Below are 25535 nucleotides of genomic sequence, written 5' to 3'. Positions count from 1 at the left end.
CCCTGCACATTTATACGGGCACGCCGCTGGCGGCGCAGATCGCGCCGCTGTCCGCGCTATTGGGTGCGCGCGCCGTGCTGCTGGAACTGGCAGCCGGCGAAGAGCCGTTCGACGAAGCCTGCAGCCGCTTGTGGTGGGATCTCGACGCGCACTTCGGCGGCCGCTATCCGATTCCCGCCGCCTGCCTGTCGACCACCGTCGAATTGCGCGGCGAGGTGGAGGTGAGCTACGCCCTGGCCGAACGCGACGCCGCCGCCCTGCTGCGCTTTCTCGCCATCGAGGGCGTGCTGGACATCGCCGGCGCCGGCGACGACCTGCCCGCGCCGCAATGCACGCCGACGCCGCTGGCCGGCGTGGAACCCATCCTCGCGCCGCATCACGGCGTGCTGGTCTACCTGCGCGAAATGGGCGACGTATTGGCCGCCGGCGATGCCGTGGCCGACCTGATCGACCCCGTCGGCGGCGAGACGACGACCTTGCGCTGCACGGTCGCCGGTGTCTTTTGCGCGCAGCGCCCACCGCCACGTCCTGCGCGGCATGAACGTCGGCAAGGTCGCCGGTGCCGTCGCCTTCCGCGGCGGCAGCCTGCTGAGCCAATAAGTGTCACAAAAAAGCGCCATGAGAACATTCAAGCTCCCCAATACCTTCGTCCTGCTGTGCGGTATCCTGGCCATGATCGCCCTGGCAACCTGGCTGGTGCCGGGCGGGAAATTCGACACCCAGCTGGTCAACGGCAAGCAGCTGATCATCCCCGGCACGTTTCATTACGTAGCCAACAAGCCGCAGGGACTGGCCGCGCTGATGATGGCGCCCATCAAGGGCTTCGTCGACGCCAGCCTGATCATCGGCTTCGTGCTGATCGTCGGCGGCGCCTTCGCCGTGCTGCAAAGAACGGAAGCCTTCGACTCGCTGATCAAGGCCATCGCCAAGGCGCACACCAGTTCGCGCTTCGTGCGCGCCGCCATCATCCCCGTCTTCTTCACCATGTTTTCGCTGGGCGGCGCCACCTTCGGCATGAACGAGGAAGCGATTCCCTTCATCCTGATCTTCGTGCCGCTGGCCCTGGCCCTGGGCTACGACACCATCACGGGCGTGTCGATACCCTTCATCGGCTCGCAGGTGGGTTTTTCCGCCGCCTTTTTGAATCCGTTCAACGTCGGCATCGCGCAGGGCATCGCCGGCGTGCCGATCTTTTCCGGCATCGGCTACCGCCTGATCGTGTGGGCCATCGCCACTGCCGTCAGCATCGTGTTTTTGATGTGGTACGCGGCGCGCATCAAGCGCCATCCGGAAAAAGCCCGACCTACCTGCTCGACATCGAAAAGCGCAGCGAGCATTCGATGGACCTGGACAGCTTTGCCGGCATGACGCGCACGCACCGCGCCGTGCTGTGGATCTTCATGGCGACCTTGCTGACGATGGTCGTCGGCGTCGTCAGGTACGACTGGTTCATCGATGAAATCGCCGCCCTGTTCCTGGTGATGGCCATCATCGTCGGCCTGGTCGGCCGGCTCGACATGGACAGCCTGGTCGCATCCTTCGTGCAGGGCGCGCGCGACATGGTCAGCGTGGCGCTGGTCATCGCGCTGGCGCGCGGCACCATGATCCTGGCGCGCGACGCGCAGATCATCGACACCATACTGCATGCATTGACGCCCCTGGTGGCCTCGTCGAGCCCCGTCTTCGCCGCGCAAAAGATGTTCTTCATGCAGTCGGTGATCAACTTCTTCATCCACTCGGGCAGCGGCCAGGCGGCGCTGACCATGCCCATCATGGCGCCGCTGGCCGACCTGGTCGGCGTGACGCGGCAGACGGCCATCCTGGCCTTCCAGTTCGGCGAATTCACCACGCCGATGATCCCCACGTCCGGCATCACCGTCGGCGTGCTGGCACTGGCGCGCGTGCCCTGGATTACCTGGGCCAAGTGGATGATCCCGCTGCAGCTGATCTACCTGGTGCTGGCGCTGCTGCTCTTGATTCCGCCCTGCCTGATGCACTGGCAGTGAGCGCCAGCCTGGCGGCTCAGGCAATCAACGCTGGTAGATATCCGGCACATGCCGCTCCATCAGCGTCTCCGGCCTGAGCGGCGCCGTAAAGCCGTGGCGCGCATACAAATCATGCGCCGTGCTGGTGGCCAGCATGAAACGGCGCAAGCCCTGCAAGCCGGGATGCGCCGTCACGGCCGCCATCAGGCGCTGGCTGTAGCCACGGCCGCGGTATTCTTCCAGCACATACACGTCGACCAGATAGGCAAACGTGGCGTAGTCGGTGACCACGCGGGCGAACGCCACCTGACGGCCGTCCAGCGTGCCGCCAAAGCAGAGCGAATGGTCGATCGCGCGCTGTACGGTAGCCAGCGGGATGCCGATGGCCCATGTCGATTGCGTGCTGAGAAAATGGTGGATGGCTGGAACGTCGAGTTCCGCCTTGTCGGTGCTGATCATCAAATGTGACATCGCGCTGGCCCTGCTATCGTTGAAAAACACGATCATCGGCCTTTTTGCTGCGGCTGTCACCAGGGCTGGATAGAACCGGGGGCGCCGCCCGTTCTGCCTGTCCGTGATGCGGTGTTGCTGTTTGCTGCCGATGCTTCTTGTACTGCCTGCAATGCCATCGCCACGCTTACAGGGCGGCTTTTTCTTCGGCGCTCAAGCGCTTGGCGCTGACGTATACGGTGTGCATGGTGGTGTGATCGGCGCTGGCGGCGATGGGGGCGGGCGCGGCGCGGAACTTCGGCACGGCGGCGGTGGCCAGGCTGGTGGCGGCGGCGACGGCGATGATGGCAACGAAGATGGCTTCCATGTTTTTGGCGATGTTCATGATGGTGTCCTTTGGGTGGCTGGTTGAGTGTTGCGATGATTGAACTGTAGGCCGATCCCCCTGAACCGCCATCGGATTGCGACCAAACGCACGATTCGCGGGACAGAATACAAAAAGCGCGGATGGAACGCGCAACAGGCCGTCGCCGTGGCATTTGAGGCATGCCAGCCCCATTCCCGGCCATTTCAGCGCCCCGCAAGCCCCTAAAAGCCCTACCGCCGGCCAACCTTGTTTATAATCGCCGTACACTAAAGGACTTCTTTCATGACTGATCAATTCTCCAAAAAGGGCGAAGCCTGGTCGGCCCGGTTTTCCGAACCGGTCTCGGACCTCGTCAAGCGCTACACAGCTTCTGTATTTTTTGACAAGCGCCTGGCGCTGTTCGACATCGAAGGTTCGCTGGCCCATGCGGAAATGCTGCATGCGCAAGCCATCATCAGCCCGGCCGACTACGCGGAAATCCAGCGCGGCATGGCGCAAATCTCGCAGGAAATCGCCGCCGGCCAGTTCGAATGGCTGCTGGACCTGGAAGATGTCCACCTGAATATCGAAAAACGCCTGACCGAACTGGTCGGCGATGCGGGCAAGCGCCTGCACACGGGCCGTTCGCGCAACGACCAGGTGGCCACCGACATCCGCCTGTACGTGCGTTCCGCCATCGACGACATCACCGCCCTGCTGGCGACGTTGCGCAGCGCGCTGACGGACCTGGCCGAGCAGCATGCCGACACCATCATGCCGGGCTTTACCCACATGCAGGTGGCCCAGCCGATCACCTTCGGCCACCACATGCTGGCGTACGTCGAAATGTTCGGCCGCGACGCCGAGCGCATGGCCGACTGCCGCAAGCGCGTCAACCGCCTGCCGCTGGGCGCCGCCGCCCTGGCCGGCACCACCTTCCCCATCGACCGCCTGCGCGTGGCCAAGACGCTGGGCTTCGACGACGTCTGCCACAACTCGCTCGACGCCGTCTCGGACCGCGACTTCGCCATCGAATTTTGCGCCGCCTCCGCCGTGCTGATGATGCACGTGTCGCGCATGGCCGAAGAACTGGTGATCTGGATGAGCCCACGCATCGGCTTCATCGACATCGCCGACCGCTTCTGCACCGGCTCGTCGATCATGCCGCAAAAGAAGAACCCGGACGTGCCGGAACTGGCGCGTGGCAAGACGGGCCGCGTCTACGGCCACCTGATCGGCCTCTTGACCCTGATGAAAGGCCAGCCGCTGGCCTACAACAAGGACAACCAGGAAGACAAGGAACCGCTGTTCGATACGGTCGATACCGTCATCGACACCTTGCGCATCTTCGCCGACATGGCCGGCGGCATCACGGTAAAACCGGAAGCGATGCGTGCGGCCGCCCTGCAAGGCTACGCGACGGCGACCGACCTGGCCGACTACCTGGTCAAGAAAGGCTTGCCATTCCGCGACGCCCATGAAGCGGTGGCCCTGGCCGTGCGCGCCTGCGTCGACGCCGGCTGCGACCTGGCCGACCTGTCTTTGGAACAGCTGCGCGCCTTCTCGCCGCTGACCGGTGAAGACGTCTTCGAGGTGCTGACCCTGGAAGGTTCCGTTGCCGCGCGCGACCACGTGGGCGGCACCGCGCCACGCCAGGTACGCGCCGCGATCGCCCGCGTGCGTACGCAGCTGGAAAAATAGAACCGGCGCTTGCCGGCAAGCGCCCCGCTGCAGCGATGCAGCGGGGCGTTTTTTCATGGCTATGTCACCGTCAGATGTGGGAATGCTCCGAGTGTTGCCTTCAATAATGTTTCCGGCGAACGGATACGCCCGGCGTCGAGTATCCAGCGCCAGCCCAGGTAATTCGGCAGGTAGCGCGTCGCCACCCCGTGAAAGGGGCGTAGCCATTCCCGCAGGCGGCTGTGATAGGCATTGACGTGCTGCACATGCACGGCGCCCTGCACCCGGATGCCTGCGCGCAAATTGACGGCCTCGTGGCTGATCCCCGCCTCCTTTGCAAAAGCCCGGTAGGCGGCATGGCCATCGGTGAGCAACAGGATATCCTTGTCGATCATGGGCAACAAATAATGGCGCACCTGCGCCTGCGTCAGCGCTCCTTTTCCCGTGACGAAATCGAGTGTCTGCCCCGTGCGGTCGCGCGCCACCAGGATGCAGACCTGCTCATCGGAAATGCCACGTTGGCTGGCATGACCGCCCCGGCGGCGCGCCGGACGGGTCAGATGCCGCGATCCCTTTTCCGATTCGAGCACATACAGTTCGTCCGCTTCAGCGATGCCATGCAGGCAATGCGGCCGGTCCGTTTTTGCCAACGATAAAAACCGGTGGCGCCAGCGAAAGGTGGTATTGCGGTGCACGCCCAGCTGTAACGCCGCCTTGCGCACGGAATCGGATGCCAGCAGGCAATCGGCGTAATCGAGCCACAGTGATTTATGGCGCAAGCGCGCCAGCGGCGTGCCGGTGAGCGCATTGAAGGTGCGGCCGCACGGCACGCAACGGTAGCGCTGCAGTCCGTGCGCATGGCCATGCCGGTGAGCATGATTGCTCTTGCAGGCAGGACAGTGCAAGCGCTGCCGGGCCACGTTTTCGACGAGTACCGCGGCAGCGTCCCGCGGTGCGCTTCCTCGCAGCAGAGCGATACCCGCCAGGCGCTGGCGACGGTTCAGTGCGGCGAACTGGGCGATGAGGGTTTTCCATTGGCCGGTCTGCATGGAAGGCTCCCGTTTGTCTGCGATGTACAGTCAGACAGCAGGGATACAGGAAAATTCCCGGACTTCCCCTACTTAGCAGGGACAGAGCCTTTTTCATTGCGCCACGATTTTCGACAATACGGAAAAGGCCGCGCCCGTCTGCGACGCTTCCAGCAGCAAGGTCAGCTCCGTATACGTGCAGATGATGTTGATCAGGTTGATGCGCTCCCAGGCCAGGCGCTTGAGGATGGCGTGATACACGCCCGGCGTATAGCAGGTTTCGGCGGCCAGGTGCAGGGTCACGGCCGTCACCCGCTCCAGGCGCGCCAGTTCCTGCTCTTCGCCGAACACCTCTTCCACCAGCGCGTGCAGCGAACGGCTGCAGATCACCATCACCTCGTTGACGCCGCGCGTAATGGTGATGAACGTGCCCCGCTGGGGTGCTGCCAGCGCCAGCAACTGACGCTGGCAGGCATACGTCTGGTCGGAATAGCGGTAGGTAAATACCATCAATTCGCTGCGCGTGGACAGTTCACCCGCGCGGTGCGCCAGCACGATCTCGCCGCTTTTCTGCTGCGGCATACGCTCGGCCAGACGGCGCAGCGCCATCACCACGGCGGCCTGCCCCACCGGTTTCCATAGGTCGGTCTGCAATTGCGGCTGCAGCTGGCGCGCCAGTTCCGACAGGTTGAGCAAGCCCCGGCCCAATCCCTCGCTGAGAAAGGCCGATTCCATCACGATCTGTTCCACTTTGGTCGCTATCGAAAGCATAGTTCTTCGGGCCGGTGATTCCGGTGCACGCACCAGGAGCCGGCAACCCTTCCTGAAAAAAGATGCACTGCGCCAGCGGCCGCGCCGGGTGGCGCGGTCGGACTCGCTGAAAAGACCCCCTCGCGGGGGAAGAGCCGGCTAGCGGCGGCTAGGAAGGCGGATGCAGCATGAGTGCCGCTCCAGAGGGGAAATGGCTGAAACCAATAGCAAAAAACAGAACTGACGTCATGTGAAACTCCCGATTTTTTCCCGATGCGCTGTATCTGGACGCGGTCATTGCCGCGTGCGCTTTTTTGTTTTCGCATGCTCCGCTGGGGGCAACGCGAAGAGCTAGTGTAGATCGCAATATTTAGAAAAGGCAACAGTGTTTTTCCAACAGAGCGCGTCAATAGGGGAAGTAGTCCAAAACAAAAGTTGCAGCTTGTGGTAGATCAAACTTTCCAACGATACGACGCCGATAAATGTTCAATTCTTAACAAAAATTCGCGTAGTGACCCATTTCTTGAATTTTTTGACATGGCGATATCGACAAGTTTAGTGTCCCCCTACCCGGCGTCATGCCACCACAAAACGGCAGGCTATCCGCCCGCCGCCAGGCGCGCCGGGGTGGCCATCAGGCATCGCGGCCAGCTCATTCACCATTTCCTTAACCGATACCATGGAGCAGAAATGAATTTACGTTTGACAATAGTTGCCGCATCCATCGCCGCCTTGCCGCTGATGGCCACCACGGCCGACGCCGCCACGCCGCTGCCACAGACCCTGATGGCTGCGCCGGTCGCCCTGGCTTCTCCACAAGAGACCGCCAGCCTGGTCAACAAGCTGGCCGCGCAGGCGCGCAGCCGCGGCCTGAATACCGAGCATGGCTTTGCCGTCGGCGCCCAGCATCCGGGCGTCAGCGGCACCCGCGTGAGCCGCGTACAGCACACCTACAAGGGCTTGCCCGTCTTCGGTTCCGAGACGGTAGTGGTCAGCAACAGCGCCGGCGACATCGTCAGCGAATCCGTGTCGGACCGCGCGTCGGGCCTCGGCAGCGGCGGCGTCAATGCCGTCACCCGCAGCGCCACCACCGATATCGACACCACGCCGGCCGTCAGCGCCGCCGCTGCCATCGCCGCCGCCGTGAAAAGCATCGGTGTGCAGGCCGTCGACCATGTGCCGCCGCATGCGCAGCTGCTGATCTACCCCGTCATGAAAACCGTGCGCGTGGCCGGCGCCGAGAACAAGTCGGAAGCCGCGCTGAACGCCCTCGACGTGCAGGACGTGGTCGATCACTACGAGCTGGCCTATCTGGTGCAGACGCGCATGATCAGCGGCAGCAAGCCCGTCTACTACGACACCGTCGTCAGCGCCAAGGATGGCCGCATCCTGCGTCAATGGAAAGCCCTGAAAACCGTCGCCGGCATCGGCAACAGCCAGTACAACGGCCAGGTGCCGCTCAACACCACGCTCACGGGCAGCACCTACACCATGAAGGACCCCAGCCGCGGCACGGGCGGCAGCTTCGGCGGCATGGCCATCACGAATGCCAACCACGGCACCACCTCGGGCAGCGTGTACAGCAACACCAGCAATACCTGGGGCGACGGCCAGCAATACATCAACGGCGGCAGCACCACCAACGCCAACGGCCAGACGGCGGCCGTCAATGCGATGTGGGGCCTGATGAACACCTACGACACGCACAAGAACGTGCTGGGCTGGTCCAGCCTGGACGGCAACAACACGGCCACCCACATCGCCGCCCACGTCAACACGGCCTACGACAACGCCTACTACGACGGCAACTGCAAATGCATGTACATCGGCGACGGCGGCAGCTCGTTCAACAACCTCGGCTCCATCGACGTGATCGGCCATGAGATGGGCCACGGCATCACGGACGCCACCTCGGGCCTGATCTACTCGCAGGAGTCGGGCGGCTTGAACGAATCGAGCTCGGACATCGCCGGCGAGATGGTGGAAGCGTATGCGCGCGCCGGCGGCACGGGCACCACGATTCCCAACACGGGCAACGATTGGATGACGGGCAAGGAGATCGCCAAGAACGGCCAGCCGCTGCGCTGGCTGTACAAGCCGAGCAAGGATGGCAGCAGCCCGAATGCGTGGAGCAGCACCATCAAGAACCTCGACGTCCACTACAGCAGCGGCCCGAACAACCGCATGTTCTACTTCCTGTCGCAAGGCTCGAATTCCACGTCCAGCAGCGACTACTACAGCTCCTACCTGAACAAAAGCCCGCTGGCCATGACCGGTATCGGCAGCGACAAGGCCTACCGCATCTGGTTCAAGGCCGCCACCACCAAGTTCACCTCGTCGACCAACTATGCCGACGCGCGCAACAAGGTGCTGCAGGCAGCCGAGGAACTGTATGGCGTGGGCAGCGCGGAATCGATCGCCGTCAAGCGCGCATATGCGGCCATCAACGTGGGTACCGACGTCGATGAATCGACGACGGGCGGCGCGGTGACCATCACCAGCCAGCCGGCCAGCATCACCGTCGCACCGGGCGCCACCGCCTCGTTCGCCGTGGGCGCGGGCGGCGGCACGGCGCCGTACACCTACAAGTGGTACCGCAACGGCGCCGTGATCAGCGGCGCCACGTCGCCGGCCTACAGCTTCACGGCCGTGGCGGCCGACAGCGGCGCCGTCTTCAAGGCCACGGTGACGGATTCCTCGTCGCCCGCCGTGACGGCCACGTCGAACAACGCCACGCTGACGGTGGGCACCAGCAGCGCCACCGAACGCGTGACGAACGGCGGCTTCGAAGCCGGCGCCACGGGCTGGAGCGGCACCACGGGCGCCATCGGCACGTTTACGGGGCAAGCAGCGTACGAAGGCACGAAGTACGCCTGGCTGGGCGGCAATGGCGTCACGGCCAGCGAATCGCTGACGCAAAGCGTGGCCATTCCGGCCACCGCCACGTCCGCCAGCCTGACCTTCGCGCTGCATATCGACACGGCAGAAACGGGCAATACCGTGTACGACAAGCTGGTCGTCACCGTGAAGAACAGCGCCGGCACGGTGCTGGGCACCCTGGCCTCGTACTCGAACGTGAACAAGGCGGCCGGCTACCAGATCCGCACGTTCGACCTGATCGCCTACAAGGGCCAGACCGTGCAACTGTCGTTTGCCGCGACCGAGGATGCGTCGCTGCAAACCTCGTTCGTGATCGACAAGGTCAGCCTGGTTACCCAGTAAGCGGCTGAACATGCGGGCGGCAGGCCGGTTTGCCGCCAGTCGCCCGCATCCACCGCACGGCACGATTGATTTCCTGGCAATTCCAGTCTACCCTGAGGCAGTGATTGCCTCTTGCCTGCTGCCGGTACCCGCGACGAATTGAACTTTTTTTGGATGGTTCCTGACCGATGCCTACTTCGACCTTGTCCGCACGCGCTTTCCCCCATTCCAGCCTGTCCATTTTTACGCCTGCCGCCATGCTCGCCTGAGCCGGCCATGCAGTTCCACCTCCAGGTGCAGGGCCCGGCTGGCAGCCAGGCGCTGGCCATCGACGCCGCCAGCGAGGCCGAGGCGATCCGCGCGGCCGTGCGCGGCGGCTGGCGCGTGCTGGCCGTCGATGCCGGCGCTGCGCAGGATGCGGGCGCCGCGCTGCGCCCCGGCAAACAGGGCCTGCCCCTGCTGCAATTCAGCCAGGAGCTGCTGGCCCTGCTCGAAGCGGGCCTGAACCTGGGCGAGGCCATGGCCACCCTGCACAACAAGGAAACGCGCCCGGGCGCCAGGGCCACCCTGGCCGCCATCGTGCTCACCCTGCAGCAGGGCCTAAGCTTTTCCGACACCCTGGCCGATTTCCCCGATATATTCCCCGACATTTACATCGCCACCGTGCACGCGGCCGAACGCTCGGGCAACCTGCCCGAGGCGCTGGCCCGCTTCGTCGCCTACCAGCTGCAGTTCGACGCCATCCGCAAAAAACTCATTTCCGCCGCCATCTACCCGTGCATGCTGCTCGTCGTCGGCGGCCTGGTGACCCTGTTCCTGCTCGGCTACGTAGTGCCCAAATTCAGCGTCGTCTACGAAAGCTCGGGCCGCGAAATTCCCTGGATGTCGCAGATGCTGCTGGGCTTTGGCCAGACCCTGGCCGCCCATCCGCTGCTGTGCGCCGGCGCGCTGGCCGCGACCGTCGGCGCCGTGGTCTTCGGCGTCGCCAACCGCGCCATGCGCATGGCGCTGGTGCTGCGCCTCTTGCGCCTGCCCGTGCTGGCGCACAAGGCGGCCGAATTTCGCCTGGCCCGCTTCTACCGGGCATTGAGCCTGCTGCTGCATGCCGGCATCCCGCTGCACAAGGCGCTGGCCATGGTCGCGCCCATGCTGCTGCCGGCGCAGCAGGAGCAGCTGGCGCAGGCGCGCCGCGCGGTGCAGGAAGGCATGCCGTTTTCCACCGCGCTGGAACAGGCCGGCATGGCCACGCCGGTGGCGCAATCTCTGCTGAAGGTGGGAGAAAACACGGGCCGCCTGGGCGACATGCTGGAACGCTCGGCCAAATTCCACGACGAGGAATTCGCGCGCTGGGTGGACTGGGCTTCGCGCCTGCTCGAGCCGCTCCTGATGACCATCATCGGCGTGGTGATCGGCGGCGTGGTGGTGCTGATGTACATGCCGATCTTTGAACTGGCGGGGAGCTTGTCTTGAACCTTATCGTGAAGGTGCTGCCATGAACGCGCGCGACGAAGAACGAGCCGTGCTCGATGCGGCCATGCTGCGCCGCGCCCACGCCAGCGCGCTGGAACAGGGCCGCCCGCAGATGGCCGTGCTGCAGGAAACGGCGGCCCTGCCGCCCGAGGTCTTCCTGCGCCAGCTGGCCGCCCTGTTCCGCTATCCGGCCTGGACGATGGCTGAACTGCAGGCCGCCCTGCCCGCCTTTGCCCTGCTGCCCTACACCGATTGCGCCCAGCGCGACTGCGTGCTGCTGCAACCTGGCGTTCCGGACGCGCCGCCCGTGCTGGTCATCGGCAATCCCTTCAGCGAGGACCTGCTGCAATGGGCCGACTTCGCCCTGTCCACGCCCTTCACGGTGGCGCTGGCGCATCCGGACGACCTGGCCGCCTACCTGCAGCAGCAGGAAAGCGTGCAGCAGGCGATGCAGGAGATGCAGCATGGCGATGATGTGCCGGGCCTCGACCAGAGCATCGAGGACATCTCGCTCATCCGCATCAGCGAAGACAGCAGCCCGGTCGTCAAACTGGTGAACTCCACCATCTACGATGCCCTGAAATTCCAGGCCAGCGACATCCACCTCGAATGCGACGTGGCCAGCCTGGTCATCAAATACCGCGTCGACGGCGTGCTGGTGCAGGCGGGCCAGGTGCAGGGACTGGCGATGGCCGAACAGATCATCTCGCGCATCAAGGTGATGGCCGATCTCGACATCGCCGAGCGCCGCATCCCGCAGGATGGCCGCTTCAAGGTGCGCGTAAAGGGGGCGGAGATCGACTTCCGCGTTTCCATCATGCCCAATATCTTTGGCGAGGATGCCGTACTGCGCCTGCTCGACCGGCGCGCGCTGACGGAGGCGGCGCAGGCGCTGCGCCTGGAAAGCCTGGGTCTGAACGAGGATGCCATCGAACAGATCCGCCGCCTGGCCGCCAAGCCGCACGGCATGCTGCTGGTGACGGGGCCCACGGGCTCGGGCAAGACCACCACCCTGTACGCGGCCATCACGGAAATCAACACGGGGCGCGACAAGATCGTCACCATCGAGGACCCCGTCGAATACCGGCTGCCGCGCGTGCTGCAGATTCCCGTCAACGAAAAAAGGGACTGACGTTCGCGCGCGGCCTGCGCTCCATCCTGCGCCACGATCCCGACAAGATCATGATCGGCGAAATCCGCGACGATGAAACGGCGCAGATCGCGGTGCAGGCCGCGCTCACGGGCCACCTGGTGTTTACCACCGTGCACGCGAACAACGTGTTCGACGTGGTCGGCCGCTTCCTGCACATGGGCGTCGATGCCTACAGCTTTGCGGCCGCCCTGAACGGCATCGTGGCGCAGCGCCTGCTGCGCCTCAATTGCGCCCATTGCGCCGTCGACGCCAGCGCCGAGGTGCTGGCCGACGCGCAGCAGCTGCGCGACAGCGGGCTGGCCCTGCATCAGGTGCAGGACTGGCAATTCATGGCCGGCAAGGGCTGCGGCCACTGCCGCGGCACCGGCTACAAGGGCCGCAAGGCCGTCGCCGAGGTACTGATGCTCAGCGATACGATGCGCGAAATGATCTGCACGCGCGCGCCCTGAGCCAGATGAAGGAAGAGGCGGCGCGCAACGGTTTCCGCCTGGCGCGCGAGGCGGGCCTGGACCTGGTGCGGCGCGGCGAAACTACTTTAGCGGAGCTCAATCGTGTCACTTATTGAACGTGTCACCCGCGCCACCGTGTGCCTGCACCTGGCCCCGCACGGGCTGCACGGCGTGCTGCGCCGCGCCGGCCGTCCCTTGCCCGACACCGCCTTCCACCTGCCGATTGCGAATCCCGACGCCAGCTGGGAAGTGGCGCTGGCCGCCCTGCGCGGCTGGCTCGAACAGCACAATGAAAAAACTGCCGCTGGCCGTCAGCCTGGCCAGCCGCTGGTGCGCCATGCTGATGGTGCCGTGGAGCGGCGCCCTGCTCGACCGGAGCAGCGCGCAGCGCTTCCTGCACAGCCAGTTCGGCGCCGTGTATGGCGAAGGCGCGCGGACCTGGCGCCTGGCCGCCGACGATGCCCCGTACGGCATGCCGCGCCTGGCCTGCGGCATCGATGCGGCCCTGCTGCAAGGCGTGCAGGACGCGGCGGCCGCGCATGGCCGGCGCTGCCTGTCCATCGAACCGATCGCCGGACCGGCCTGGCGCAGCATCGCCGGCGGCAAACCTGCCGGTAGCACACCTGCCGGTAGCAAACCTGCCGCCTTCGCCCTGGTGGAAGCGGGACGGCTGCTGCTGGCGACAGGCGGCGGCGGGCGCATCACGGCCCTGCACAGCCAGTCCTGCGCCGCCGCCTGGGGCGACGAACTGGACCGGGCGTGGCGGCGCTGGAACTTGCGCGCACCGCAGCTCGACGCCATCGAACAGGTGGCCCTGATCGACTTGAGCGGCGTGCCGCAAGCGAACGTGCCGGAACGCTTCGTGCCCATCGCCGTGGCCGGCGCCGCCCACCTGATGCGGGAGGCCGCATGGGCCTGAGCCGCCTGGAATTCCTGCCGCCCGGCGCCGCGCGGACGTTCCAGGGCTGGCGTCTGGCCCTCTGCCTGGCGGGCGGCTTGCTGCTGCTGCCGGCCGCCGGGTACTGGCTGGTGCAGGCGCAGGAAACGCGGCGCCTGGAAGCGCAGCTGGCGCAGCTGCAGCCGGCGCGTCCCGTGCGCGCGCCCCTCTCGGCGAGCCAGCAGCGCGAACGCGACCTCGAACTGAAACAGGTGGCCGCCGCCGTGCGCCAGCTCAACCTGCCCGTCACGCGCCTGGTCAGGACGGTGCAGGCGCCGCGCGACGTGCGCGTGGCCCTCCTGGGACTGGACCTGAACGCGCAGCAGGGACAGGATGGCGCCAGCGTGCTGAAAATCGCCGCCGAGGCGGAAACGCCGCAGGACATGCTCAACTATCTGGCCTTCCTGAACCAGCAGCCCATGTTCAGTTCCGTGTATCTGCTCAAGCACGAGATGAACAGTAACGCGAATGCGAACGCGCCCGCACACCCTTACCGTTTTCAGCTGGAGGCGCAATGGCGGCAATAAAACCCGTGTCAAAAGCCGGCACGCCCGTGGCCCGGCCGCACCTGCAACTGCGCCTTCCTCCGCGCCTGGCGTGGGAAACGGCGCGTCTGTGGCGTGCCCTGGGCTGGCCCAGCGCCATCGGCGCGGCCTGCCTGGTGCTGGCCGCCGTCGCCGTGCAGCAGGGCGAGGCGCTGGCCGGACGCCAGCAGCCATTGCGCGCGCAGCTGGCCGTGATGGCGAAACAGGCGGCGCTGCCGCCGGCGCCCGTCACGCTCGATGCCGACGCGGACAGCCTGGCCGCCTTTCACGCCTACCTGCCCGCGCATGACAGCATTCCCGAGCAGCTGAAGACCTTGCTCGAAGTGGCGCAGAAGAGCGGCGTCACCCTGGCCAAGGCCGACTACAAGCCGCAGGAGGACGGCAACACAGCCTTTTTGCGCTACCAGATCACCTTGCCGGTAAAAGCCGAATACGCGCAGCTGCAAGCCTTTATCGTCGACGCCCTGCAGGCGCTGCCCACGCTGACGCTCGACTCCGTGCTGTTCAAGCGCGAGCAGATCGAGACGGGCGAGATCGATGCGCGCATCCAGTTCATCCTGCTGGTCAAGAAGGCGGAGGCGCGCCCATGAAAAAGCCGTACTGGGAGGCGCCGCCGTGGCCACCTTGCTGGCCGCCCTCTTCGCCCCGGAGGATGAAGGCAGCATCGTGGGGCCGGCCACGGCCACGCCGCGCCAGGTGGAGCGGGTGGCGGCAGCGCCCCTGGCCGCAGCCACGGCCGCTGCGCCGGCCAATCGCGCGCTGGCCATCGAACCGCGCCGGGGCCTCGACGACGAGGAAGCGGCCGCCCTGTTCGCCAAGCAAAGCTGGCAGCCGGAGACGCCGAAAAAGATCATGCTCGACCAGCAGGCGGCGCAGGCCGCGCGCACTGTCGCCGCCGTCGACGCGAACGCGCCGCCGCCTTTGCCCTTCCAGTTCCTCGGCCGTTTCGTCGACGAAGGCAAGGCCGCCTATTTTCTCCAGGCGGGCGAACGCAACGTGGTGGCGCGCCCTGGCGACACGCTTGAGGAGCGCTACCGCTTCGACGGCGTGGTGCAGGGCGCCCTGCAATTTACCTATCTGCCGCTCAACCTGAAACAGACACTCGCCGTAGGGGACCTCAATTGAAACGACGCACACCACGTACTGGCATCACCCTGCTGCCGATGCTGTCCCTGCTGGCCGCCTGCGCCGGCAACCAGGCCTATACCGACGGCCAGGCCATGCTGGGCGCCGGCCGCACGGAACAGGGCCTGGCCCTGCTGGAACAGGCGGCGCAGGCCGAACCGACCAATGCCAAGTACCGCATCGCCGTCACCAACGGCAGGATGCGCGCGCTGAACAGCCTGAATGGCCGCGCCGAGGCGCTGCGCCAGCAAGGCAAGCTGCCCGAAGCGCAAGCGCTGTACCAGCAGGCGCTGGCGCTGGACGCCAGCAACGACGTGGCGCAGCGAGGCCTGGCCGGCGTGGCACAGGATGAACGGCACCGCAAGCTGGTGCAGGAGGCGCAGGCCAGCTACCAGCGCGGCGGCGAAGCGAATGTCGCGCAGGCGCAGGAAGCCTTGCGCCAGGTGCTGCAGGAACGGCCCGCGCAGCGTGAGGCGCTGGCCCTGAAGGGCCGTATCGGCGACGAGCAGGCCAAAAGCCGTCCGGCCGGCGGCAAACTGGCGGCCGCCTACCGCAAACCCGTGACGCTGGAATTTCGCGACGCGCCCCTGCGCTCCGTGTTCGACTTCATCAGCAAGGTGTCGGGCCTGAACTTCGTCTTCGACAAGGAGGTCGATCCGGCCCTGCGCGCCACCATCTCCGTGCGCGACACCAGCATCGAAGAGGCGATTGCCATGCTGCTGGGCGCGAACCAGCTGGAGCAAAGCGTCACCAGCGACAAGTCGATCACGATCTACCCGAACACGCCGCAAAAGGTGAAGGATTACCAGCAGCTGGTGGTACGCACTTTTTCCTCGCCAATGCGGACGTCAAGACGGTGGCGTTTTCCATCAAGACCCTGCTCAAGGCCAAGGACGTCGTCACCGACGAGCGCCTGGGCATCATCATGCTGCGCGATACGCCGGAAATGGTGCGCATGGCCGAGCGCATCATCAACGTGCAGGACCTGGCCGACCCGGAAGTGATGCTGGAAGTCGAGGTGCTGGAAGTCAAGCGCACGCGCCTGATGGAACTGGGCGTGCGCTGGCCCGACCAGGCCAGCCTGACCCTGGCCGGTGTCGCGGGCAGCACGGGAGGCCTGGGCGGCCTGAAGGTGGCGGACCTGCACCGCATCAATGGCGAGAATATCAACCTGGGCATCGGCGGCGTCACCCTCAACGCCAACAAGACGGATAGCGACAGCAATATCCTGGCCAACCCGCGCATCCGCGTGCGCAACAAGGAAAAGGCGAAGATCCTCATCGGCGACCGCGTGCCCGTCATTACCGTCACGACGAATAACGGCGTCAGTTCCGACAGCGTCAACTACATCGACGTGGGCCTGAAACTCGACGTGGAACCGAACGTCTACCTGGACGACGAGGTGGCCATCAAGATCAACCTGGAAGTGTCGAACGTCGTCAAGGAGGTGATCAGCAAGACGGGCACGCAGGCTTACCAGATCGGCACGCGCAGCGCCTCGACCGTGCTGCGTTTGAAAGATGGCGAGACGCAGGTGCTGGCGGGCCTGATCAGCGACGAGGACCGGGGCACGGCCAACAAGGTGCCCGGCGTGGGCGAACTGCCCGTGCTGAACCGCCTGTTCGGCAGCCAGAAGGACGACGCCATGCGCAGCGAGATCGTGCTGTCGATCACGCCGCGCCTGCTGCGCAGCATCCGCCGCCCCGACCTGATGACGGCCGAATTCAATTCCGGCACCGAGGCGTCCGTGGGCGGCCGCGCCAGCGTGGGCGGCACGCCGGAGGCCATCGCCGCGCCCGAGCAAGCCCCTGCGCGCGCCGGCTCGCCCATGACGGGCGGCGACGAGGCACCCGCCGCCGACAAGACAAGCAAAGGTGGCCAGTGAAGCATAAAGGCTTTACCTTCATCGAACTGATGATCACCCTGGCCATCATGGCGACCCTGGCCACGGTGGCCGTGCCGATGGCGCAGGTGGCCTTGCAACGGGCCAAGGAGCAGGAATTGCGCAGCGCCCTGATCGAGATGCGCGAGGCAATCGACGCCTACAAGCGGGCGTCGGACAATGGCCGCATCAAGCTGTCGCTGGGCGCATCGGGCTATCCGAAGAAACTCGAGGAACTGGTCGAGGGCGTGCCCGACCAGCGCAGTCCGTCGAAGCAGAACATCTATTTCCTGCGCCGCCTGCCGCGCGACCCGTTCCAGCCCAGGGAAGCCGGCAGCGCGGCCGACAGCTGGAGCAAGCGCGCGTATGCCTCGCCGCCCGACAATCCCAGCGAAGGCGAAGACGTGTTCGACGTCGCCTCGCGCTCGACCAAGGCGGGCCTGAACGGCGTGCCGCTCAACCAATGGTGACCGCCATGCAGACCACGACCATCCGCCGCGGCTTCACCCTGGTCGAACTGCTGGTGGTGCTGGCGATCATCTCGCTGCTGCTGACGATCGCCATCCCCCGCTATTTCGGCTCGGTGGAAAAATCGAAGGAAGTCGCCCTGAAGGAAAACCTGCAGGTGCTCAGGAGCGGCCTCGATAAATACTATGCCGACAAGGGAGAATACCCGGCCGCGCTGGCCGACCTGGTGACCCACCATTACTTCCGCAGCGTGCCGCTGGACCCCGTCACGGAGTCGGCCGCCACCTGGCAATTGATCCCTTCGCCGAATGGCGAGATCGGCGGCGTGGCCGACGTGCGCAGCGGCGCCAAGGGCAAGACGCGCGAGGGCATCCCCTTTGAACAGCTCTAGGAGCGTGCGGCGGCGGGCGGCGGGTTTCGCCTACATCTGGACCCTGATGCTGGTGGCCTTCATGGGTGTGGGCCTGGTGCTGGCCGGCGAATTGCATGCCACGGCCGCGCGGCGCGACAAGGAACGCGAGCTGCTGTTCATCGGCCATGAATTCCGCAACGCGCTGGGCCGCTACTACGACAGCACGCCGGCCGACGGGCGGCCCCGCTATCCCTTGACCCTGCAGGAACTGCTGCGCGACCCGCGCTTCGCCAACGCCCGGCGGCATTTGCGCCGCCTGTATGCGGATCCCGTCACGGGCAAGGCGGAATGGGGCGTGCTGCGGCAGGAGGGACGCATCGTCGGCATCCATTCGCTGTCGCCGCAGCTGCCCATCAAGCAGGACAACTTCCTCGACGAAGACGCCAGCCTGCGCCGCAAGCAGCGCTACGCGGACTGGCACTTCACGTATCCGCACGACCTGGTGCTGGCTACGCCCGATGCGGCCGGCGGCGCGCCCGGCCTCAAGCCGAAAGGCGCGAACTGATATCATGCCCGCATTCCATATTCAGCATCGAGCAAAGGAGCAGGCATGAGCATAGGTGGCACTTCCATCGAACAGGCATTGGCGTCGCTGTCGGACATGACGGGCGGCATGGCCGCCATCGGCAAGAACGAACATGCGCAGCGCATCGCCAAGGCGCAAGCGTTCATGCGCGAGCAAGGCATCGCCGCGATCTACCTGAACGCGGGCGCCAACCTCACCTATTTCACGGGCACCAAATGGTATGCCAGCGAACGCATGGTGGGCGCCATCCTGCCGGCCAGCGGCGACATCGAATACATCGCCCCCGCCTTCGAGGAAAGCACCCTGCAAGGCTTCATGCTCGTCGCAGGCCGTGTCAATTGCTGGGAAGAGCATGAAAGCCCGTACCAGCTGTTCGTCGACGTGCTGGCGCGCATGGGAATCGCCCAGGACGCGCATCAACCGCCGCGCGTGGGCATCTGCGAAAGCGCCGCCTTCTTCATCTATGACGGCATCCGGCCGCTGGCCCCCGGCTACGCGCTGGAAAACGCGCGCACCGTGACGGCGTACTGCCGCAGCAGAAAATCACAGGCGGAAATCGCCCTGATGCAGCGCGTGATGGACATGACCCTGGCCGTGCACGTGGCCACGGCCGGCATGCTGTACGAAGGCATCACGACGGTGGAAGTGGAAGAATTCATCCAGCGCGCGCACCGCAAGGTAGGCGCACCCCGCTCGTACTTCTGCATCGTCCTGTTCGGCGAAGCGACGGCCTACCCGCATGGCGTCAACTACGTGCAGACCCTGAAGGCGGGCGACACGGTGCTGATCGACACGGGCTGCCAGGTGATGAACTACATCTCCGACATCACGCGCACCTATGTTTTCGGACAGATCAGCGAACGCCAGCGCAGCGTATGGAACAGCGAAAAGGCCGCGCAGGCCGCCGCATTCGCGGCCGCCCGGCTGGGCGTACCCTGCGGCGATGTGGACCGCGCCGCCCGCGTCTCGCTGGAAGCGGACGGCTACGGCCCCGGCTACAAACTGCCCGGACTGCCGCACCGCACGGGCCACGGCATCGGCCTCGATATCCACGAGTGGCCTTACCTGGTGGGCAGCGACACGACGCCGCTCGACGTGGGCATGTGCTTCTCGAACGAGCCGATGATCTGCATCCCCGGCGAATTCGGCATCCGCCACGAAGACCATTTCTACATGACGGAAAACGGTCCGCGCTGGTTCACGCAACCGGCGCACAGCATCGACGATCCGTTCGGCCTGCGCGCGTAAGCCGGTACTCCTGTGTTGGATTACGCTGCGCTAATCCAACCTACGCATACGCCAATACCTGGCAGGTCGGATTCGCGGGGCCGCCGAGGCGCATGGCGCGTCATCCGACATCACCGCAACGCCAGGTAGGTCGGATTAGCGTGCAGCGCGTAATCCGACACGCCCCCTGCGCCAGCTTGAACACGGCCAGCGCCGTACCCAGCTGCACGGCCTGTTCCTGCAGCGATTCGGCCGCCGCCGACGCTTCTTCCACCAGCGCGGAGTTCTGCTGCGTCATCTGGTCCATGCTGCCGATGGCCACGCCGATGTCGCCGATGCCGGCGCTTTGCGCCTGGCTCGCGGCGCTGATCTCGGCCATGATGTCGGCCACCTTTTTCACGGAATCGACGATCTGGCCCATGGTCAGCCCCGCCTCGTCGACCAGCTTCGAGCCGACATTCACCCTGGCCACCGAATCGCCGATCAGTTGCTTGATCTCGCGCGCCGCTGCCGCGCTGCGCTGCGCCAGGTTGCGCACTTCGGACGCCACCACGGCAAAGCCGCGCCCCTGTTCGCCGGCGCGCGCCGCCTCCACGGCCGCGTTCAAGGCAAGGATGTTCGTCTGAAAGGCGATGCCGTCAATGACGCCGATGATGTCGACGATGCGCTTCGATGCATCGTTGATCTCGCCCATGGTGGTCACCACCTGGCTGACCACCTGCCCGCCCTTCACGGCCACCGACGATGCCGACACCACCAGTTCGTGCGCCTGGCCCGCGTTGGCGGCGTTGTCGCGCACGGTGGAAGTCAGGCTGTCCATGCTGCGCGCCGTCTGATCCAGGCTGCCCGCCTGCGATTCCGTGCGCGCGGCCAGATCCGCATTGCCCTGGGCGATTTCCGCGCTGGCCACCTGGATGGTTTCGGCCGACGCCTTGATACCGGACACCATGCCGGCCAGCCGGCCACGCATCTCCTTCAGCGCCGCCAGCAGGCTGGCCTGGTCGCCCGCCTCGATCACGATATGCATCGAGAGGTCGCCATCGGCCACGGCGCGCGCGATCTGGCGCGCGTACTCGGGTTCACCGCCCAGCTGCTGCCAGATGGCGCGCACGACGAAATGCGAGACGGCCACCAGGCAGACGATGACGGCCAGCGCCACGGCGATGCTGGTATTGAGCGCATTACGCACGTTGGCCGCGCTGCGCTCGATGCCCTGCCTGAACTGCGCTTGCGCCTGCTCATTGGTCTTTGCCAGGTCGGCATTGAGCACCGCCAGCGCGCCCTGCATGCGCGCCACGGTCGCCTGCGGGTCGCCCTCTTCCATTTCCAGCATGATGCGCGCCGCGCTCAGGGCCGGCGCATAGTAGGCATCGAATTCCCTGGTCAGGCGCTGGCCCTGCTCGCGCTGGCCGGGAATCGCCGCAAAGGCGGCCAGTTTTTCGCGCAGCTTGACGGCCTGGCCGCCGACTTGCCCGATGCGCTCCTTGTCGCCTTCGCTGACGGCATCGCGCAGGGCGTCGCCGACGGCGGCCATGTCCAGGGTCAGCGACTTGGCCAGGTCGAGCACGGGATAGTCGGCGCTTTCCGTGGCGTGGATGGAATTGAGCGTGGCCGTGGACAGGTAGGCGCTGACGGCCAGTCCCAGCCCGAAAATCACGGCCGAGACGACAGGCAGTGCCCATATCTTGCGTTTGATGCTCATTGCTGTCTCCTGATGGTATGTGTACCGGGCCGCCGCATGGCGCGCGGCCCGGGCCGGCTTTATGGCGCCGTCAGCACCACTTTGACGCTGGCGTCGACGGCGCTCTTTTCGATATAGCCGATGGCTTTCGGATCGGCCGCCACGGCCTTCTTCACGTCGGCGCTATTGGCCACTTCCTTCGGCAGGGTGGCCTTGCCCGTGAAGACCAGCTTGGACCACAGGGCCTTCGCCTGCGACGGCTCCTTGTCCGTCACCTTCTTGTAGAACTCGGCGCGCACGGGGGCGCTTTCCGGCTGGTCGATCGGCGTCATGGCCGTCGATTTACCGAGGAAAAACTGCGCCACCTGTTCATTCGTCATGGCGCCGGCGGCGCTCTTGGCATTGACCACCACGACCACTTCGGCCATGGCGGGAACGGCGGTCGACAGCGCCAGCAAGGCGGCCACATTCAAGATCAATGGTTTCATGCGGCGCTCCTCAGAAAACGAAATCGATGGCGGCGGCAGCCACCGTGACGGGACCATGGAAGCCCGGCTTGGCTTGCACGAACAGGCCCGGGCCATTCTTCGGCTTGATGCGGTCGATCTGCACCTTCAAGGCGGCCGAACGGTGGAAGTCCCAGCGCACGCCGATGCTGTCCGTCGATTGTTCGAGCTGGTTGCGCATGGTGGCCAGGGTCTCGACGCCGGCCGACAGCGCGCGCAGGGTCGGCGTGCAGGCGGCCGGATAGCCGGCAGGGCAGGATGCGGGCACGGTGTTGTTCACGCGGCCATCGGCCTTCAGGCTGGCGTGGCTGTAGTAGGGCAGGAAGGCGCCGATGCGGTAGCCGCCCATCACGTACCACGAGGTGCTGTCGCTGACATAGCTGTCCGTCTTGCGCTTCGCATATTCGGACTGCAGCAGCACGTTGTTCCAGTCCAGGCCCAGGCCCACGGAGGTGAACGACGCCTTCTTGTCCTTGACTTCCAGCGCATCGGCCAGGGCGCCCAGCTGGGCGATCCTGTAACCGCTGCCGGCCGCGCGCAAGCTGCCCATCAGCGTGTTCAGGCTCGGCGAATCGTTGATCGTCAGCTTGGTCTCGGCACGGCCGAAGCGCACGGTGACGGGGCCATGTTCAGCCACCACGTTCAGGGCGACGATGGACTTGCCTTCCACCTGCACGGTCGAAGCGGGACCCGTGGCCAGGGTGGCCTTGGTGCGGCCCAGCGCCAGCTGCGTGGTGATGCTGGTGTCGCCCGCGCTGAACTGGTAGGTGCCGTCGATGCCGTCGATGCTGTTCAGGGGTACCTGCGAATACATTTCGCCCGGCGGGCGCAGCATGGTGTTGGCATAGCCGACGTTGCGGTAATCGGAAATCATGAAGACGGGCAGGCCCATGCGGCCGACGCGCACGCTGAAGCTGTCCGACACCTTGGCCTTGGCAAAGGCCCACGCCAGTTCGGCGCCGACATCATCTTCGCCATCCTTGCGCGCCAGGCCCTGCACGGTGGCCGACAGCCACGGGGTGACGGTGACATTGGCCTGCAGTCCCAGGTTGGAATCGACGCCCGTGCGGGCGGTGCGGCCGGCGCCGGCAGCCTGGTTCGGGCGCGCGAACTGCGCCTTGTCGGTATCGGCCATGGTCAGGGCGGCCGTGCCGTAACCGCTGATCTTGACGGCGGGGCCAACGGCCTCTTCGGCATAAGCATGGCTGATGGCCAGGGGCATGGCCAGCAGGAAAATCAGGACGTGTTTATTCATAGTAATTAAATACCCGTAGCGGTGAACGTGGAATGGGACTCCCGATCGATGGTTCACCGGCCGTAACAGGCCGGGTCCATTTTTTCGCGCCGCCATCGCCTTGGGCGTCCTTGGCGGCGTGACCAGTGAGTAAAACCATGCTACATAGAAAAGGTTTTACGTTGGAAAGTTTTCTTGAGGCAATGAGCCAATTCGCCCATTTTCATGAAAAAAGCACGCGTTCTAGAGGGGTTTATCTAAATAGCACGCCGTGCAAAACCACACTTAGCCTATATTTTTCATACACTTATGGATAATTCAAGACGAAAAGAACCCGCATAAAAAAAGCGCCACCCGCGCGAAGATCGCGGGCGGCGCCATTCACACCAGTCCTGCCGGAGACGCTTACTCTCGGACTTACTCGCGCTTGGAGACCAGGGTCAGGATGTCGTAGCTGGCCACCAGTTCCTCGTTCTGGTTGGTCACCTGCACGTCCCATGCGACCACGCCCTGGCCCACGCCAAAGACGTCCTTGCGGTTACGGTCGACCTTGCGCTTGCACGTCAGGCGCGCGCGGATGGTGTCGCCGATGGCGACGGGAGCGACGAAGCGCAGGTTGTCCAGGCCGTAGTTGGCCAGCACGGGACCGATGCCGGGCGAGACGAACAGGCCGGCGGCGGCCGACAGCACGAAGTAGCCGTGGGCGATGCGCTTGCCGAACTGCGATTCCTTCGCGGCGATTTCATCGAAGTGCATGTAGAAGAAGTCGCCCGAGATGCCGCCGAAGGCGACGATATCCGCTTCGCTGACCGTGCGGCGATGCGTCAGCAGCGAGTCGCCCGTCTTCAAGTCCTCGAAATGCTTGCGGAACGGGTGGATCGGGCTTTCATTGACGTCCGCGCCGCGCACGTATTCGCCGGTGATCGCCGCCAGCATGGTCGGCGAGCCTTGCACGGCCGCGCGTTGCAGGTAATGGCGCACGGCGCGCACGCCGCCCAGTTCCTCGCCGCCGCCCGCGCGGCCAGGGCCGCCGTGCTTCAGTTGCGGCAAGGGCGAGCCGTGGCCAGTCGAATCGACGGAGGCCACGCGCTCGAGCACGTGCACGCGGCCATGCGTGGCCGCCACTTGCGGCACCACGCGCGCGGCGATCTTCGGATCGCGCGTCACCAGGGTGCTCACCAGGCTGCCCTTGCCGCGCGCGGCCAGGGCCAGCGCTTCGTCGATGTCCTTGTAGCCCATCATGGTGCTGACGGGGCCAAACGCTTCCACGTCATGCACAGCGTCGTTGCCGAAGGCGTCGCGGCACATCAGCAAGGTCGGCGAGAAGAAGCTGCCGTCCTGCGCGCCATCACCGAGCGGATTAAAACCGTCGGCCGCGCCGAATACCACCTCGTTACCCTGCGACAGGGTGGCGACACGTTCAGCCACGTCGTTCTGCTGCTCTTTCGACGCCAGCGCGCCCATGCGCACGCCTTCGATGGACGGGTCGCCCACCACCACCTTGGCCAGGCGCTCGCGCAGGCGCGTGCCGACGGCGTCCATCAGGTGCTCGGGCACGATGATGCGGCGGATCGCCGTGCACTTCTGGCCCGACTTGCCCGTCATTTCGCGCACGACCTCCTTGACGAACAGGTCGAACTCCACGTCGTCGGGCGTGACGTCCGGCGCCAGGATGGCGCAATTGAGCGAATCGGCTTCGCCGTTGAAGGGCACGGACTGGGCGATCAGGTTGGAATTCGTGCGCAGCTTGGCGGCCGTGGCGGCCGACCCTGTAAACGTGACGAAATCCTGGCCATTCAGGCGGTCCAGCAAGTCGCCCGTGGAGCCGATCACCAGTTGCAGGCTGCCGGCCGGCAGCAGACCCGATTCATGCATCATGCGCACGACGGCCTGCGTCAGATAGCTCGTCGCCGTGGCCGGCTTGGCGATGCAGGGCATGGCCGCCAGGAAGCTTGGCGCAAATTTTTCCAGCAGACCCCAGATGGGGAAGTTGAAGGCGTTGATGTGCACGGCCAGGCCGCCGCGCGGCACCAGGATGTGCGTGCCGGCGAAGCCGCCTTTTTTACCGAGCGCGATGGCAGGGCCTTCGTGCAGCACGTTCGACGACGGCAGCTCGTGGCTGCCCATGCTGGCGTAGGCGAACAGGGTGCCCGTGCCGCCTTCGATGTCGACCCAGCTGTCGGCGCGCGTGGCGCCCGACAGGTGCGAGATCGCATACAGTTCTTCCTTGCGCTCGACGAGGTACAGGGCCAGCGCCTTCAGGCGCGCGGCGCGCTGCTGGAAGTCCAGCGCCATCAGGCCCGGCACGCCCGTCCTGCGCGCATACGTGACGGCTTCGTCGAAATCGATTTTTTCCGCATGCGTATGATAGATGACGCGGTTGTTCAAGGCGCTGTGCAGGGGCACGGCGGCGCTGTCGCCCAGCCAGCGGCCGGCGATCAGGCTTTGCAGGGTGGATATGTGAGCCATGTGGTTTCTCC

24 protein-coding genes and 1 pseudogene are annotated in these 25535 nt (G+C 65.4%); 16 read left to right on the top strand and 9 right to left on the bottom strand.

The features are described 5' to 3' along the window. Nucleotides 1-56: 56 nt before the first annotated feature. On the bottom strand, nt 57-632 hold the full coding sequence (locus ACRHIG_RS07045; protein ID WP_489629757.1) for a hypothetical protein: 576 nt from the start codon (nt 630-632) through the stop codon (nt 57-59). Between ACRHIG_RS07045 and ACRHIG_RS07040 the strand changes: the two genes are divergently transcribed. Next, nucleotides 619-1368, top strand: a complete 750-nt coding sequence (locus ACRHIG_RS07040; protein ID WP_489629756.1) for a hypothetical protein — start codon at nt 619-621, stop codon at nt 1366-1368. The two genes, ACRHIG_RS07045 and ACRHIG_RS07040, sit on opposite strands and share 14 nt — an antisense overlap. Continuing rightward, a complete protein-coding gene (locus tag ACRHIG_RS07035; RefSeq protein WP_489630760.1) occupies nt 1341-2006 on the top strand; it encodes a Na+/H+ antiporter NhaC family protein in 666 nt (221 codons plus the stop codon). The genes ACRHIG_RS07040 and ACRHIG_RS07035 overlap by 28 nt, the downstream gene beginning before the upstream one ends. A 24-nt stretch (nt 2007-2030) precedes the next feature. On the opposite strand, the gene ACRHIG_RS07030 is transcribed toward ACRHIG_RS07035, so the two are convergent. After that, the gene (locus tag ACRHIG_RS07030) at nt 2031-2456 is read right to left on the bottom strand and encodes a GNAT family N-acetyltransferase (protein ID WP_489629755.1); all 426 of its coding nucleotides are present in this window, start codon (nt 2454-2456) and stop codon (nt 2031-2033) included. A gap of 166 nt (nt 2457-2622) precedes the next feature. After that, entirely contained in the window at nt 2623-2820 is a 198-nt protein-coding gene (locus tag ACRHIG_RS07025; protein ID WP_489629754.1) for a hypothetical protein, read from the bottom strand. Nucleotides 2821-3084: 264 nt separating this feature from the next. On the opposite strand from ACRHIG_RS07025, the gene argH reads away from it, so the two are divergent. Next, complete coding sequence (gene argH / locus ACRHIG_RS07020) at nt 3085-4482, top strand: argininosuccinate lyase (RefSeq protein WP_475416045.1); 1398 nt, start codon at nt 3085-3087, stop codon at nt 4480-4482. 59 nt (nt 4483-4541) lie between these two features. Here the strand turns inward: argH and ACRHIG_RS07015 are convergent, their stop codons facing one another. Then, nucleotides 4542-5510, bottom strand: a complete 969-nt coding sequence (locus ACRHIG_RS07015; RefSeq protein ID WP_489629753.1) for an IS1595 family transposase — start codon at nt 5508-5510, stop codon at nt 4542-4544. Between the two features lie 93 nt (nt 5511-5603). Next, the gene (locus ACRHIG_RS07010; protein ID WP_489629752.1) at nt 5604-6260 is read right to left on the bottom strand and encodes a hypothetical protein; all 657 of its coding nucleotides are present in this window, start codon (nt 6258-6260) and stop codon (nt 5604-5606) included. 669 nt (nt 6261-6929) lie between these two features. On the opposite strand from ACRHIG_RS07010, the gene ACRHIG_RS07005 reads away from it, so the two are divergent. The 13 genes and pseudogenes from ACRHIG_RS07005 (at nt 6930) to ACRHIG_RS06945 (ending at nt 19655) form a co-directional block, all read left to right on the top strand. After that, nucleotides 6930-9461 carry a M4 family metallopeptidase gene (locus tag ACRHIG_RS07005; RefSeq protein WP_475416533.1) on the top strand — a complete coding sequence of 844 codons (2532 nt, stop codon included), beginning with the start codon at nt 6930-6932 and terminating at the stop codon, nt 9459-9461. Between the two features lie 255 nt (nt 9462-9716). Then, nucleotides 9717-10910, top strand: a complete 1194-nt coding sequence (locus ACRHIG_RS07000) for a type II secretion system F family protein (RefSeq protein WP_489629751.1) — start codon at nt 9717-9719, stop codon at nt 10908-10910. 22 nt (nt 10911-10932) lie between these two features. Continuing rightward, nucleotides 10933-12628, top strand: a pseudogene (locus tag ACRHIG_RS06995) (GspE/PulE family protein). Nucleotides 12629-12801: 173 nt separating this feature from the next. Beyond that, entirely contained in the window at nt 12802-13431 is a 630-nt protein-coding gene (locus ACRHIG_RS06990; RefSeq protein WP_489629750.1) for a hypothetical protein, read from the top strand. After that, on the top strand, nt 13422-13976 hold the full coding sequence (locus ACRHIG_RS06985) for a hypothetical protein (RefSeq protein WP_475416537.1): 555 nt from the start codon (nt 13422-13424) through the stop codon (nt 13974-13976). The genes ACRHIG_RS06990 and ACRHIG_RS06985 overlap by 10 nt, the downstream gene beginning before the upstream one ends. Continuing rightward, nucleotides 13964-14584 carry a hypothetical protein gene (locus ACRHIG_RS06980; protein WP_489629749.1) on the top strand — a complete coding sequence of 207 codons (621 nt, stop codon included), beginning with the start codon at nt 13964-13966 and terminating at the stop codon, nt 14582-14584. Before ACRHIG_RS06985 ends, ACRHIG_RS06980 begins: the two co-directional genes overlap by 13 nt. Nucleotides 14585-14609: 25 nt before the next feature. Continuing rightward, complete coding sequence (locus tag ACRHIG_RS06975; protein ID WP_489629748.1) at nt 14610-15119, top strand: hypothetical protein; 510 nt, start codon at nt 14610-14612, stop codon at nt 15117-15119. Next, nucleotides 15116-16123, top strand: coding sequence for a secretin and TonB N-terminal domain-containing protein (locus ACRHIG_RS06970; RefSeq protein ID WP_489629747.1), 1008 nt, complete (start codon nt 15116-15118; stop codon nt 16121-16123). The genes ACRHIG_RS06975 and ACRHIG_RS06970 overlap by 4 nt, the downstream gene beginning before the upstream one ends. Further along, nucleotides 16045-17004 carry a type II secretion system protein GspD gene (locus ACRHIG_RS06965; protein WP_489630759.1) on the top strand — a complete coding sequence of 320 codons (960 nt, stop codon included), beginning with the start codon at nt 16045-16047 and terminating at the stop codon, nt 17002-17004. Before ACRHIG_RS06970 ends, ACRHIG_RS06965 begins: the two co-directional genes overlap by 79 nt. Further along, on the top strand, nt 17001-17471 hold the full coding sequence (locus tag ACRHIG_RS06960; protein ID WP_489629746.1) for a type II secretion system protein: 471 nt from the start codon (nt 17001-17003) through the stop codon (nt 17469-17471). Before ACRHIG_RS06965 ends, ACRHIG_RS06960 begins: the two co-directional genes overlap by 4 nt. 5 nt (nt 17472-17476) lie before the next feature. Next, entirely contained in the window at nt 17477-17860 is a 384-nt protein-coding gene (locus tag ACRHIG_RS06955; protein ID WP_230538966.1) for a type IV pilin protein, read from the top strand. Continuing rightward, entirely contained in the window at nt 17847-18386 is a 540-nt protein-coding gene (locus ACRHIG_RS06950; RefSeq protein ID WP_489629745.1) for a type II secretion system protein, read from the top strand. The genes ACRHIG_RS06955 and ACRHIG_RS06950 overlap by 14 nt, the downstream gene beginning before the upstream one ends. A 45-nt stretch (nt 18387-18431) precedes the next feature. Continuing rightward, on the top strand, nt 18432-19655 hold the full coding sequence (locus tag ACRHIG_RS06945; protein WP_489629744.1) for a M24 family metallopeptidase: 1224 nt from the start codon (nt 18432-18434) through the stop codon (nt 19653-19655). Nucleotides 19656-19755: 100 nt separating this feature from the next. Here ACRHIG_RS06945 and ACRHIG_RS06940 read toward each other — a convergent pair whose 3' ends face one another. From ACRHIG_RS06940 to paaZ, 4 genes are all read right to left on the bottom strand, one after another. Beyond that, complete coding sequence (locus ACRHIG_RS06940; RefSeq protein ID WP_489629743.1) at nt 19756-21336, bottom strand: methyl-accepting chemotaxis protein; 1581 nt, start codon at nt 21334-21336, stop codon at nt 19756-19758. Between the two features lie 59 nt (nt 21337-21395). Beyond that, entirely contained in the window at nt 21396-21803 is a 408-nt protein-coding gene (locus tag ACRHIG_RS06935; protein ID WP_475416546.1) for a type 2 periplasmic-binding domain-containing protein, read from the bottom strand. Nucleotides 21804-21813: 10 nt separating this feature from the next. Then, the gene (locus tag ACRHIG_RS06930; protein ID WP_489629742.1) at nt 21814-23076 is read right to left on the bottom strand and encodes a hypothetical protein; all 1263 of its coding nucleotides are present in this window, start codon (nt 23074-23076) and stop codon (nt 21814-21816) included. Between the two features lie 396 nt (nt 23077-23472). Continuing rightward, nucleotides 23473-25524: a phenylacetic acid degradation bifunctional protein PaaZ gene (paaZ, locus tag ACRHIG_RS06925; RefSeq protein WP_489629741.1), complete on the bottom strand. Its 2052-nt coding sequence runs from the start codon at nt 25522-25524 to the stop codon at nt 23473-23475. Between the last annotated feature and the right edge of the window lie 11 nt (nt 25525-25535).

Source organism: Janthinobacterium sp. C22 (genome assembly GCF_057919405.1).
The sequence above is the reverse complement of the archived record's forward strand: the minus strand, read 5'-3'. Positions and strand labels throughout refer to the sequence as shown.